This window comes from Flavobacterium sp. (assembly GCF_039932285.1).
In the GTDB taxonomy this organism is placed as follows: domain Bacteria; phylum Bacteroidota; class Bacteroidia; order Flavobacteriales; family Flavobacteriaceae; genus Flavobacterium.
In genome coordinates, this window is record NZ_JBDTQE010000037.1 from 1 (window position 1) to 12,484 (window position 12,484).

Annotated in this window: 14 protein-coding genes; 11 read left to right on the top strand and 3 right to left on the bottom strand. The window is 29.6% G+C overall.

Translation table 11 applies throughout. The features are described from left to right. Window positions 1–419: 419 nt before the first annotated feature. Entirely contained in the window at window positions 420–605 is a 186-nt protein-coding gene (locus ABI549_RS08295; RefSeq protein ID WP_348075990.1) for a hypothetical protein, read from the bottom strand. Between the two features lie 228 nt (window positions 606–833). Between ABI549_RS08295 and ABI549_RS08300 the strand changes: the two genes are divergently transcribed. From ABI549_RS08300 to ABI549_RS08330, 7 genes are all read left to right on the top strand, one after another. Further along, window positions 834–1,673, top strand: coding sequence for a 1,4-dihydroxy-2-naphthoyl-CoA synthase (locus ABI549_RS08300; protein ID WP_348075991.1), 840 nt, complete (start codon window positions 834–836; stop codon window positions 1,671–1,673). A 64-nt stretch (window positions 1,674–1,737) separates the two neighbouring features. Next, window positions 1,738–2,700 (top strand): 1,4-dihydroxy-2-naphthoate octaprenyltransferase, encoded by a 963-nt coding sequence (menA, locus tag ABI549_RS08305; protein WP_348075992.1) that lies wholly within the window; start codon window positions 1,738–1,740, stop codon window positions 2,698–2,700. 23 nt (window positions 2,701–2,723) lie between these two features. Then, window positions 2,724–3,401, top strand: coding sequence for a metal-dependent hydrolase (locus tag ABI549_RS08310; RefSeq protein WP_348075993.1), 678 nt, complete (start codon window positions 2,724–2,726; stop codon window positions 3,399–3,401). A gap of 158 nt (window positions 3,402–3,559) precedes the next feature. Then, a complete protein-coding gene (locus tag ABI549_RS08315; protein ID WP_348075994.1) occupies window positions 3,560–4,753 on the top strand; it encodes a hypothetical protein in 1,194 nt (397 codons plus the stop codon). Between the two features lie 79 nt (window positions 4,754–4,832). Then, the gene (locus ABI549_RS08320; RefSeq protein WP_348075995.1) at window positions 4,833–5,882 is read left to right on the top strand and encodes an o-succinylbenzoate synthase; all 1,050 of its coding nucleotides are present in this window, start codon (window positions 4,833–4,835) and stop codon (window positions 5,880–5,882) included. Between the two features lie 814 nt (window positions 5,883–6,696). After that, window positions 6,697–7,368, top strand: a complete 672-nt coding sequence (locus ABI549_RS08325; protein ID WP_348075996.1) for a hypothetical protein — start codon at window positions 6,697–6,699, stop codon at window positions 7,366–7,368. Between the two features lie 13 nt (window positions 7,369–7,381). Beyond that, a complete protein-coding gene (locus ABI549_RS08330; RefSeq protein ID WP_348075997.1) occupies window positions 7,382–8,071 on the top strand; it encodes a lysoplasmalogenase family protein in 690 nt (229 codons plus the stop codon). Here the strand turns inward: ABI549_RS08330 and ABI549_RS08335 are convergent. Together ABI549_RS08335 and ABI549_RS08340 are read right to left on the bottom strand one after the other, a co-directional pair. Continuing rightward, window positions 8,064–8,978 carry a metallophosphatase gene (locus tag ABI549_RS08335; RefSeq protein WP_348075998.1) on the bottom strand — a complete coding sequence of 305 codons (915 nt, stop codon included), beginning with the start codon at window positions 8,976–8,978 and terminating at the stop codon, window positions 8,064–8,066. The genes ABI549_RS08330 and ABI549_RS08335 overlap by 8 nt on opposite strands. 33 nt (window positions 8,979–9,011) lie before the next feature. After that, entirely contained in the window at window positions 9,012–9,797 is a 786-nt protein-coding gene (locus tag ABI549_RS08340) for a 5'-nucleotidase (RefSeq protein WP_348075999.1), read from the bottom strand. 58 nt (window positions 9,798–9,855) lie between these two features. Between ABI549_RS08340 and ABI549_RS08345 the strand changes: the two genes are divergently transcribed. The 4 genes from ABI549_RS08345 (at window position 9,856) to ABI549_RS08360 (ending at window position 12,479) form a co-directional block, all read left to right on the top strand. Next, the gene (locus tag ABI549_RS08345) at window positions 9,856–10,374 is read left to right on the top strand and encodes a hypothetical protein (RefSeq protein WP_348076000.1); all 519 of its coding nucleotides are present in this window, start codon (window positions 9,856–9,858) and stop codon (window positions 10,372–10,374) included. Between the two features lie 4 nt (window positions 10,375–10,378). Beyond that, a complete protein-coding gene (gene dapA, locus ABI549_RS08350; protein WP_348076001.1) occupies window positions 10,379–11,254 on the top strand; it encodes a 4-hydroxy-tetrahydrodipicolinate synthase in 876 nt (291 codons plus the stop codon). Window positions 11,255–11,360: 106 nt separating this feature from the next. Beyond that, window positions 11,361–12,155, top strand: a complete 795-nt coding sequence (gene bamD, locus ABI549_RS08355) for an outer membrane protein assembly factor BamD (RefSeq protein WP_348076002.1) — start codon at window positions 11,361–11,363, stop codon at window positions 12,153–12,155. Between the two features lie 9 nt (window positions 12,156–12,164). After that, on the top strand, window positions 12,165–12,479 hold the full coding sequence (locus tag ABI549_RS08360) for a DNA-directed RNA polymerase subunit omega (RefSeq protein ID WP_348076003.1): 315 nt from the start codon (window positions 12,165–12,167) through the stop codon (window positions 12,477–12,479). Window positions 12,480–12,484 lie beyond the last annotated feature (5 nt).

Consider the following 12,484-nt stretch of genomic DNA (forward strand, 5'->3'; position numbering starts at 1 on the left):
ATGTCGTCGCCTTTCTTTTTAAAACCCTATCCAAATCGGATAGGGTTTTTTGTTTATATATGTCTTGTCCTGAAAAGCATAATTATTTTAATTTTTTATAGTATTAATACTTATTTTTTTTAAAGGGTTTAATAAAAAGCAAAAAATGCCAACTTTAATAATCAAAGTTGGCATTTTTCTGTCTATTTTTTCGAAAAACAGACGATAACATACGTAAAGTGATAATAAAATGCTTTACTAAAATCAAAAAATTAAATAAATTTAATTAGAATAATTTCTTTCAATATAGAGCGAACTCTATTCTTATTCTAATTTTTTGTACACTGTCTTTTAAACAACTCTCGGGAGCCGCCACAATACAAAACCGATATTCGCTTTATTGCCTGTAGTTTAGTTATAAATATTAAAGATTGAAGCGTTTATTTCTTGCTTATCGAATCTTTTGGTTCAACCATAGGGGCTACTGTATCAGTAACTATACTGTCTTTAACTTCTGAAGTCATTTGCTCTGTGGTAATTTCCTCAGCTGGTGTTTCTATTTCTTTTTTACAACTTGTGAAAAAGATACCAAATGCTAGAGCGACAACTAAAACAATTTTTTTCAAATAAATCTTTTTTTAAGTTAATAAATCCGTGTGTGAATTAATAATTTTAAATCAATGTAAAAAATTGATTTTCAATAGATTAAAATTAATTAAAAATTAAATGGAAAAGATAAAAAATCTAAATTAACTTGAAATTTTAACACTTTTAAGTCAATTTGTAAGATTCTTTTTAGGAACTAATATGTTGTTTAGTACAAATGAATTATTTTTACATTAAAATAAACACAGATGAACAAAATAGATTGGAAAACAGTCCGAGAATTTGAGGATATAACTTACAAAAAATGCAATGGAGTCGCTAGAATAGCTTTTAACCGTCCTGATGTTCGCAATGCATTTCGTCCTAAAACTACTGCCGAATTATTACAAGCTTTTCACGATGCGCAAGAAGATACTTCTATTGGTGTCGTTTTGCTTTCTGCTGAAGGACCATCAAGTAAAGATGGTGTGTATTCTTTTTGTAGCGGAGGCGATCAGAAAGCACGTGGGCAGCAAGGTTATGTAGGAGAAGATGGTTACCATCGATTAAATATTCTCGATGTGCAACGACTCATTCGATTTATGCCGAAAGCAGTTATTTGTGTTGTTCCTGGTTGGGCTGTAGGTGGTGGTCATAGTTTACACGTGGTTTGCGATTTGACTTTAGCCAGTAAAGAACACGCTATTTTTAAACAAACCGATGCCGATGTAACCAGTTTCGATGGAGGTTATGGTTCTGCTTATTTAGCCAAAATGGTAGGCCAGAAAAAAGCGCGAGAAATTTTCTTTCTAGGACGTAATTATTCATCACAAGAAGCTTTCGAAATGGGAATGGTAAATGCCGTAATTCCTCATGATGAACTAGAAGATACTGCTTACGAATGGGCACAAGAGATTTTGGCTAAATCACCAATGTCTATTAAAATGCTAAAATTCGCAATGAATCTAACTGATGACGGAATGGTCGGGCAACAAGTCTTTGCTGGCGAAGCGACCCGATTAGCTTATATGACCGATGAAGCAAAAGAAGGAAGAGATGCCTTTTTAGAAAAAAGAAAGCCTAATTTTGAAAAGAAATGGTTGCCTTAAAAAGTATTCAGTTTACAGTAATCAGTTTCCCAAAACATCTAAAATCTGAAATCTAAAATTAAATATGAAACACTGGATACAAGCCGCTCGATTACGAACCTTACCTCTTTCCGTTTCGGGAATTATGGTAGGAAGTTTATATGCATTAGCCAACCCAACAAATGATATTCTCACGCCAACCCAAGTATTCAATTGGACAATATTTGGTTTTGCAATGCTAACAACTTTGGGATTACAAATCCTTTCCAATTTTGCAAATGATTATGGGGACGGAATTAAAGGAACTGATAATGAAGACAGAATAGGTCCAATGCGAGCCATACAAAGCGGTGTAATTACGCCTGCTGCGATGAAAAAAGCCATGATAATTACAGCAACGCTAACTTTTATATCAGCAGTTTTGTTAATTTATTTTTCGTTTCATGACAAACATTTGTGGTATTCTTTATTTTTCTTAGTATTGGGTGGTTTAGCCATTGCTTCGGCAATAAGATATACCGTTGGAAACGCTGCTTATGGATACAAAGGTTTTGGTGATGTTTTTGTATTTGTCTTTTTTGGTTTAGTAAGTACTTTAGGGGTAAATTTCTTGTATTCGAAGCAGTTTGATTGGCAATTAGTACTTCCAGCTGCTGCAATAGGATTATTAAGCGTTGGCGTACTCAATTTAAACAATATGCGTGATGAAGTTTCTGATACAAAGGCAGGAAAAAATACATTAGTAGTCAAAATGGGTGGAGCAAAAGCTAAAATTTATCACTATTGCCTAATTATTACAGCAATGGTTTTGATAGTATGCTTTGCAGTTTTACAAGGTTTTCATTTTGATCAGTATCTTTTTTTACTGGCTTATATACCGCTCACAAAACATCTTATAACGGTTTATAAAAATAAAGATTCCAGAGCTTTAGATCCAGAATTAAAGAAAGTAGCAATAAGTACCTTTTTGCTTTCATTGTTACTGTCTTTATGCCTGATTTTTTTCTTTTCTGATATCATTGTAAATTTATTTTTAGGAGGAAGATAAAAAGTAACCTTAATTCAATTCAAATGAAAATAACATTCTACGGTCATGCCTGTATTGGTATTGAAGTTGCAGGGAAACACATTTTGGTCGATCCATATATTTCTGCAAACCCAAAAGCAAGTCATATCGATATCCGTTCGCTCAAAGCTGATTATATTCTGCTCACGCACGCTCACAACGACCATATTCTCGATGCCGAAGCCATTGCCAAACAAACCAACGCTGTGATAGTTTCCAATTACGAAGTAGCAACACATTTTGGTAATAAAGGATTACAATTTCACCCAATGAATCTTGGTGGAAGTTGGAATTTCAGTTTTGGAAATGTAAAGTATGTCAATGCCATTCACACCAGTTCATTTCCTGACGGAAGTTACGGAGGGAATCCAGGCGGATTTGTTATAGAAGGCGAGCACAAAAATATCTATATTGCAGGCGACACGGCACTTACTATGGATATGAAACTCATCCCAATGCGTACCAAACTCGATTTAGCGATTCTTCCTATTGGCGATAATTTTACGATGGATGTAGATGATGCTATTATCGCTTCCGATTTTGTAGATTGTGATAAAATTCTCGGCTACCATTATGACACTTTTGGTTATATCGAAATAAACCACGACGAAGCCAAAAAGAAATTTTTCGACGCAGGAAAAGACCTTATGTTGCTAGAAATAGGAGAAAGTATCAATTTGTAATTTTAGGAGCTACTTCCTGCTTTTCGTTGCAATCTTTTGCTTTTTAAAGGAAAAAGCAAAAGTATTTCCACTGCAATCAGGGCTAGGGCATTTCAATCATAAAAGAACTTTCGTTTTAAACTGGCACTCAAATTGCTACAACAAACAAAACAAAAATAATGAAAATAATAAAAATAGCATTTCTTTTTCTAACAAGTATTTCTTTTGCGCAAGACGGTTACTGGGATAACCAACGAGTAACCAATAAAGAAATAAAACTTTCGGCAGGAGAAAGAACCCTTGTTAAGTCAGAAGATTTTCCAGACGGAACCACCGAATTTGTGTATAGAATCACGTTGCTAGACGAAAACCAAAAACTGGTTTCTGATTTATCATCAGTACTCAAAGCCATTCCGGATCCAACAGGAATTACACAAGGAACAGGTAGTGCAATTTCATTAACTTCAAAAGTATCAGGTGACGATAAATGCATTTATGCTGTTTTTTCTGATAATAATAAAGCGGTAGATTTTATAAAATCAGGAGATTCTAAAAGAGCCTGTTTGTATCAAAATAATCCCGTAAACAAAGAAGTAAAAGTAATTTCTTTAGAAAAATCTACTTGTTTAATAAATGATTCTAAAACGATTTGGTTCGGTTTCGAAAGTAAGAATTGGATTTTAGGGCAAAAAATCATCCTCGAAATTGTTCCGTGGGTAGATATAAAAGCGAGTAAAATATGGAATCAAACAAACAAAAAAACGGCTCTTAATTTTATAAAAACAACAGAAATAGCTTCAAAATTACCCAATCCAGACGCTTTTTGTTTTAATATAATCGAAAAATTACAAAATGAGTACAAATTCTCAGTATTTCAAAAACTGTCAAACACGGAGAAACTGTCGTTAATAAATAAATTTGAAGATAAAGCACTAGCGGAAACAAATGCTGTTGAAGTTTATAATAAGATTATTCGTCAAGAATCAAAAACTTTAGCCAAACAAGGAAAGTATGACGAGGGAATCCTATTGATGAATGATAAAATAATCAACAAAAGCAAAGCGTCGCCTTTAGACTACAATACTTTAGGCGAATTGTATATTTATACCAAACAATTCGAAAAAGCGCTTAAAACACTTAAAATTGCCGAAAATTTAGATTCGAGTGAGCTTTTGGTTCAGCTTAATCTAGCACACACTTATATGTTTTTAGATAAAATGAGTGAATCTCGAGAAATTCATAACAAGTACAAAGAACAAAATGTATCTGTAAATCAAACTTGGAAAAATAAAACCATCAACGATTTAGATAAATTTCAGAAAGTAAATTTGCCAAATGATAATTTCAAAAAAGTACTTCGATTAGTCGATTGATTTTTTTAAGACAAAAGTCGAAATCTAAAAATATAAAAATCTAATTATCTAACAAGTCTAACAATCAAACAATCTATTTTTGAAAGCAACTTACCACAAATATATTCTCAATTTCAAAAAACCATCAGGAACTTCACGAGGTATTTTAACCCAAAAAGAAACCTGGTTTTTAGTGTTGCAAAACGATGAAAAAAAGGGAATAGGAGAGTGCGGAATTTTGCGTGGTTTGAGTTGTGATGACAGACCCGATTATGAAGAAAAATTGCAATGGGTTTGCAACAATATTCACTTGGGAGAAAAAGGGCTTTGGGAAGCTTTAGTCGAGTTTCCTTCCATTCAATTTGGAGTCGAAATGGCTTTCCAATCATTAGTTTCTTCAACTCCATTTTTGTTGTTTCCTTCAGCCTTTACTTTGGACGAAAAAAGTATTCCGATTAATGGGCTAATTTGGATGGGTGAAGCACAAGAAATGAAACAACAAATAGAAGAAAAAATAGCACAAGGTTTCAAGTGTATAAAACTTAAAATAGGCGCGATAGATTTTGATAAAGAATTAGAGTTATTACACTATATTCGTCAAAATTTTACACCAGAACAAATAGAAATTAGGGTAGATGCTAACGGTGCTTTTAGTGAAATTGATGCTTTAGGTAAATTAAATAAAATATCTGGTTATCAATTGCATAGCATAGAACAACCCATACAGAAAAATCATACTGACAGTATGTCAGAGCTGTGTAGAAACAGTAAAATTGACATTGCGCTTGACGAGGAGCTTATAGGTGTGTTTTCTCATCAAGAAAAAGAAGAATTACTACTTAAAATTAAACCGAAATATATCATTTTGAAGCCTAGTTTTGTAGGTGGTTTTAGAGGAACAAATGAGTGGATTTCGTTAGCCAAAAAACACAATATTGGTTGGTGGATTACTTCTGCTTTAGAGTCAAATATTGGTCTAAATGCCATTGCGCAATTTACCTTTTTGAAGCAAAACTTAATGCCACAAGGTTTGGGGACTGGAGGCCTTTTTACGAATAATTTTGATTGTCCGTTAGAGGTAAAAAATGGACAATTGTTTTATAACTCAAGCTTAAAATGGACTGTCGAAATTGATCGATTTTTGAAATAAAATAGTTATAAATATTTCTTTCTCGTTCTTGTATTACATTCGTTATTATAAGGTTTATTTGTAATAAGTTTTACAGGTTAAAATTTATTTTTGTAAGTTTATGATATGAAAGCAATAAACCCACCACTATTGTTGTACATGATTTCAGGATTTTTATTTTTTTTATCTATTGTTATAGATAGTGAATATCTAACTTTGATATCTAAGCCTATTGTTTCTACTTCAATTTTTTTTTATTATTTACAAGAAAGTCATAAAAATGTTAGTTTTTGGTTTTCGGCTGTATTATTATTACTTTTTGTGAGTGGTATTTTTAATCTATTTGAGGATGCGTTTGCTTTGCGATATGTAATTTTAATAAATCTGATAGTATATTGTATTTTACTTGGTTTTGTTGTTAGAAGTTTGTTTGAAATAAATATAAAAATGTTAGATATTATAAGCTTAACTTATATAATCTTGATGTTACTATTTTTATCATGTTTACTTTATATATGTTTGTTTTTAGTATTTGACTCTTCTTCTATTTTATATTTGTATATAATAGTTTACAGTTCGGTGTTATTAATTTTAGGTTTGTTAAACACGGTTTTGTATCTTTTAAAAAGTAATCAAGAGAATATGTCACTAATGATGGCAACTTGTTGTTTTATAATTTGCGATTTGTTTTACGTGATTTATTATTACTATTATGATTTTATTTTTTTTAGGTATATAAGTGTATTATTTAATATTATATCATTTTATTTTTTAGTAAAATATTTTTTATTAAGAAACAAAAGCACAATTTTTTCAAAAAAAATAGAAATGTGAAATGAAAACTATATCCCCATCATTAATTTTATATCTTATAGCTAGTTTTTTTGCGATTTTAGCTCTTGTAATAAATAATGATTCGTTATTATTAATTATGAAGCCTGTTATTGCTCCAGCTATTTTTTATTATTATTTGCAAAGTAGAAGTGGTAAAATTAATTGGATTTTTTTGATAATTTTATTATTCAATTTCATGTCAGATATGATTGTTTTATTTGAATTGTCAATAGGAGATATTACAATCACTTTACTTAATATGATTAGTTATTTAATGTTGATATATTTGGTTATAAAGGATTTTTCAGTCAAGAATACATCAAGGAGAAAGTTTTTTTATTTTCTTTTGATGATGGTTAGTTGCTTGTCTGTTTTGTATGTAGTAATAAGTATGATGTCTAATTTAGATAATTTAGTACTTAATTTATATATAGTTTATGGGATTATATTGTGCTTATTGACTTCAATTGTTGGTTTGAATTATTTAAATAATCCAAATGGAAAAACATTTTATGCAATAGTTATGTGTATTTGTTTTATCATTTCTGATGTTTTTTTTGCAATATATAATTTTTATTTAAACTTGGAAATTTTTATAATTCTTAATGTAATAGCTCAGTTTGCTTCATATTATTATATGGTAAAATATGTAACAAGTAATTCTTTATCTTAAATGAAATAATAAAATGGAAAAGAAACAAGTAAATGTTATTAACAGAAACCAAGTTAATATTCTAATTTCAATCTTTTTTGCTGTGGTTTTAGGGTTAATTATAGCAGAGTTTTTTGAATATACATCTTTTATTTATGTGCTAAAACCTTTGTTAAATCCTTTACTAATCACAATATATTGGAGATCATCGGAAAATAGAAATAATTATTTTATACTAGCCTTACTTTTTGCGCTAATTTCAAATATTTTTTTTATTTCAAAAGAGTTTATTTTTTCTTTATTAGGAGCTATATTCTTTATGTCTTATATAATTTTGATTATATATATTGTTATAAAAATTATTAAAATAAAAAGCTATTTGCCAGTAATTTTAGCAAGTATTCCTTTTTTAACTCTTTTTTTATATGTTACAAGTCTAACAATAGATGAATTACGAGGTGTATTTTACACATATATTTTGCAAATAATTTTCATGAGCTTTTTAGGAGGATTTTCCTTATCAAACTATATTATAGAAAATAATAAAATGAACTATTGGTTACTAATAAGTACTGTATTATTTACTATTATACAGTTTATTTTTATAATAAAAGTTTACTATATATCAATCTCTATTTTTCAGCCTATAGTGGCGCTTTTATATTCTTTTGCTCAGTTTTCATTGTATAAATTTATGATTTTATCAGAAAAAAAAATTAAATAATAATTTTCTTGCCACCAGCTGCAATATTATTTTTATCATCTAAATAGAAATCTATTCGACCTAAGTTTATACCATAACATCCAACTTGGTTAATTAGAACCTCTTTGCCTTCAAGATTTTTTTCAACAACAGGCTTATCTAAAAAAGTATGTGTATGCCCACCAATTATTATATCTATATTTTTTGTTTTTCTAGCCAACATTATATCTGAAGCTTTCTCAGGGTCGTTTTTGTAATCGTATCCTATGTGAGACAAGCAAATAACAAGATCACATTTTTGTTCTTCTTTTAGTATACGTGACATGTCCTGAGCTACTTCAATTGGATCGTTGTAGACTGTTTCTTTGTATAGTTTTTTATCAACAAGACCTGATAGTTCAACTCCAAGACCAAAAATCCCTATTTTTACACCATTTTTTTTAAAAATTTTATATGGTTTTACAATAGTGTTAAGGACAGTGTTTTTAAAGTCATAATTTGCAGATACAAAATCAAATTCTGCGTGAGGCATTTGTGCAAGTAAACCATCTATTCCATTGTCAAAATCATGATTTCCTATTGTTACTAAATCGTATTTCATCATACTCATTAGTTTGTATTCTAATTCTCCTCCATAATAATTAAAATAAGGAGTTCCTTGAAAAATGTCTCCTGCATCAAGAAGAAGTACATTAGATTCTTCTCTTCTTATTTGTTCAATAATAGCAGCACGTCTTGCTACTCCTCCCATGTTTGGGTTTCTTGGGTCAGTTGCAGGAAAAGGGTCTATATGACTGTGTACATCATTTGTATGTAAAATAGTAATTTTTTTTAAGCTATTTGTTGTAAAACTACTTAATGACAGACCTCCAAGTGTTAGTAAAGTTGCACTTGCTGCGGTTTTCTGAATAAAGTCTCTTCTTTTCATTATTACTTAATTTATTAATCAGATTGTAATTTTTTATTTTTTTATTTGGGTTACCTTAATTTTTTTAATAATAGGTATTGTATCTACATCTTTAAGATAGTCAATTAAGATATTTCTGAGTTTATAATCTAGATCATATATTTTTGTATTTTTCTTAAAAAAATTCATATTATCCCCTCCATTCGAAAGATAATCTGAAGTGACTACATAGTATGTTTTTGTAAGATCCAATGGTTGATCCTTTACGAGAATGTCTATTGGTTTGTTTGTCTCATCTATAGTAAATGTAATTCCAGAAATTGGATGTGGTTTTTTTTCTTTAATAAAATAGTCTACAAATTCGGCTATTTGTCCACCATTCAAAGCAACAACAACCGTAGTGTTTTCAAAAGGCATTATTTCAAAAGCAGTTCTTGTAGTAACATCTCCTTTTGGAAGAATAGATCTAATTCCTCCATGGTTTAAAATGCAAATGTCAATATCTAAATTCTCACGTTTTTTAAATACAGGATTTGTTTTTGCTAATGTAATATCTGCAAGAAAATCTCCAATATTGGTTTGCCACTGACCTTTACTTTTTTCTAAAGTTTCTGGACAAAAAGCTAGAACGGTATTTAAATCGTTGTCAATATTAGTTTTATAAGGAGCAATATAAGCATTGTATTCTGCGAGCGAATATGCTTTTTCGTTTACATTTATTTGTTTGCCTTCTATTTTTGCAACTTCTAACTGGGCAAAACAACTATTATTAAATACGATTAACGTTAAAATTAAAACAAAATGTTTTAAAACAAGTACACTCTTTTCTACATTTACCATGACAATTAAATCTTATTTGATTAAATTTGTTTTTAAAGATTAAAAATGTAAAAGTAATATGTTTATAAGCTATATAAAAGTAATTTCGCTAAAAAAAATATTAAAAAGAAGTTTGCACAACGTAAAACCAAGTTCATTAATAACTCCAATTCAAACCGTAGGGATAATATTAGATGAAAGTTATTTTTCAAATAAAGAGCAACTTACAGAAGAATTAATTGCATGTGGGATCAATGAAAACAACATAAATATGATTGTTTTTAGAGATAAAATAAAAAAAAACGAAAGCTTTTCTAAACCTACATTTAGTAATAATGATATGAGTTGGAAAGGAGATTTTAATAAAATATTTATTACAAATTTTCTAAACACGCCTTTTGATATGCTAATAAGTTATTATGATACCGAAAAAGTGCCACTCTTATATATCACAAATCATTCTAAAGCATTATTTAAAACAGGGTTTTCTACTATTGATAAAAGATTAAATCATTTAATGATTAATACTAATGCTGAAAATTATAAAGTTTTTGTTCATGAACTATTTAGATATTTAAAAATTTTAAACAAAATATAAAACCATGCAAGCATTTATTGGAACTGGAGTTGCTCTTGTAACACCATTTAAAAAAGATTTTTCTATAGATATAGAAGCTTTAAAGAGAATCGTAAATTATGTCATAGATGGAGGAGTCGAATATTTAGTAGTCCTAGGTACAACTGCTGAATCAGCAACGCTAACTCAGGATGAAAAAGAAGTTGTAATCACAACAATAGTTGAAGCTAATAATGGAAGATTACCTTTAGTTTTAGGAGTTGGAGGGAATAATACAGCAAAAGTAGTTGAAGAATTAAAAACAAGAGATTTTTCTAATTTTTCTGCAATACTTTCAGTCTCACCATATTATAATAAACCTACCCAAGAAGGAATTTATCAACATTTCAAAATGGTCTCAGAAGCATCGCCAATTCCAGTTATCCTATACAATGTTCCTGGAAGAACAGCGAGTAATATGTCTCCAGAGACAGTACTAAGATTGGCAAAAGAGTTTAAAAATCTTATAGGGATAAAAGAAGCAGCAGGAGATATTGTGCAGGCTATGAAGCTTATACAGGGAAAACCAAAAGATTTTTTAGTAATTTCAGGTGATGATATGATTACACTTCCTATTGTTTTAGCAGGTGGCTCAGGAGTAATATCAGTAATAGGTGAAGGTTATCCAAAAGAATTCTCTCAAATGGTTCGTCTTGGTTTACAACGAAAAGTAGATGAAGCTTATGATTTACATTACAAATTAATGAACAGTATTGATATGATTTTCGAGCAAGGAAATCCAGCTGGAGTAAAAGAAATTTTTAAATCATTAGGCCTGTCAGAAAATACAGTTCGTTTACCATTAGTTAGTGTTGATGAAAATCTGGCAAATAGATTAGATTTATTCACAAAGCAGCTCTAAAAATAACAATAAAAATAAAGTTTTTTATATAAAAATTAATAACTAAATTTGCACTTCGATTTTCCGAGCTCAAAAAGTCAATAAAAATCGAAATTTTAAAATAAATATGAAGAAAATAATATACACACTCCTAATAATTGCTTTGTTTTCGTCTTGTAGCGAATACCAAAAAGCAATTAAATCTGAAGACGTCGAAGTGAAGATTAAGGAAGCAACTAAGAAATATGAAGCTGGTAAGTATGAAAAAGCTATACGCCTTTTTGAACAAATTTCACCTGTAGTAAAAGGAAAGCCAGAAGCTGAGAATGTTTTCTATATGTTTTCACAATCTTATTATAAAACAGAGCAGTATTATTTGTCAGGATATCAATTTGAAAGCTTTGCAGCTTTGTATCCGAAAAGTAAAAATGCAGAAGAAGCAGATTTTTTAGGAGCAAAATCATATTCTAAATTGTCGCCAGTTTATTCACTAGATCAGGTAGATACTGATAAAGCAATTAACAAATTACAAAATTTTATTAATAAATATCCAAATTCTCAATACTTAGCAGATGCAAATGTAGTGGTAAAAGAATTAAGAGAAAAATTAGAAAAAAAGGCTTTTGAAATTGCAAAACAATATAATACTATCGAGGATTATAAACCAGCAATTAAAGCTTTAGATAATTTTATAGCAGATTATCCAGGAACACCATATAAAGAACAGGCAATGTTTTACAAATTAAATGCAAGTTACCAATTAGCTATAAACAGTGTCCCATCAAAAATGGAAGATAGGTTAAATTTTGCAAAAGCAGCACAAGAAGCTTTGATTAATTTTAATTCGAACACAGAATACAAAAAAATAGCTGACCAAATGTTGGTTAGAATTGATAAGGATTTACAACAATTTTCTAAATAAAAAAAAGTCATGGATTTAAAAAAGACTACAGCTCCAGTAAACACAATTACTTATAACAAAACAGTAATTGAAGAACCAACTGGAAATGTTTATGAGGCGATTACCATAATGGCTAAAAGAGCAAACCAGATTAATGCTGAAATAAAAAAAGAACTAATTGAAAAATTAGAAGAATTTGCTACTTATAATGATAGTTTAGAGGAAGTTTTCGAAAACAAAGAGCAAATTGAAGTTTCTAAATTTTATGAAAAACTACCTAAATCACATGCATTAGCTGTTGAAGAATGGTTGGAAGATAAAATTTATTACAAATCAACAAAATAAAACAA

What these genes read in the sequence shown, in the direction of transcription:
- ABI549_RS08300 (WP_348075991.1), top strand. Translation starts at nt 834, where the DNA reads ATGAACAAAATAGATTGGAAAACAGTCCGAGAATTTGAGGATATAACT.
- menA (WP_348075992.1), top strand. Translation starts at nt 1,738, where the DNA reads ATGAAACACTGGATACAAGCCGCTCGATTACGAACCTTACCTCTTTCC.
- ABI549_RS08310 (WP_348075993.1), top strand. Translation starts at nt 2,724, where the DNA reads ATGAAAATAACATTCTACGGTCATGCCTGTATTGGTATTGAAGTTGCA.
- ABI549_RS08315 (WP_348075994.1), top strand. Translation starts at nt 3,560, where the DNA reads ATGAAAATAATAAAAATAGCATTTCTTTTTCTAACAAGTATTTCTTTT.
- ABI549_RS08325 (WP_348075996.1), top strand. Translation starts at nt 6,697, where the DNA reads ATGAAAACTATATCCCCATCATTAATTTTATATCTTATAGCTAGTTTT.
- ABI549_RS08330 (WP_348075997.1), top strand. Translation starts at nt 7,382, where the DNA reads ATGGAAAAGAAACAAGTAAATGTTATTAACAGAAACCAAGTTAATATT.
- ABI549_RS08335 (WP_348075998.1), bottom strand. Translation starts at nt 8,978, where the DNA reads ATGAAAAGAAGAGACTTTATTCAGAAAACCGCAGCAAGTGCAACTTTA.
- ABI549_RS08340 (WP_348075999.1), bottom strand. Translation starts at nt 9,797, where the DNA reads ATGGTAAATGTAGAAAAGAGTGTACTTGTTTTAAAACATTTTGTTTTA.
- ABI549_RS08345 (WP_348076000.1), top strand. Translation starts at nt 9,856, where the DNA reads ATGTTTATAAGCTATATAAAAGTAATTTCGCTAAAAAAAATATTAAAA.
- dapA (WP_348076001.1), top strand. Translation starts at nt 10,379, where the DNA reads ATGCAAGCATTTATTGGAACTGGAGTTGCTCTTGTAACACCATTTAAA.
- bamD (WP_348076002.1), top strand. Translation starts at nt 11,361, where the DNA reads ATGAAGAAAATAATATACACACTCCTAATAATTGCTTTGTTTTCGTCT.
- ABI549_RS08360 (WP_348076003.1), top strand. Translation starts at nt 12,165, where the DNA reads ATGGATTTAAAAAAGACTACAGCTCCAGTAAACACAATTACTTATAAC.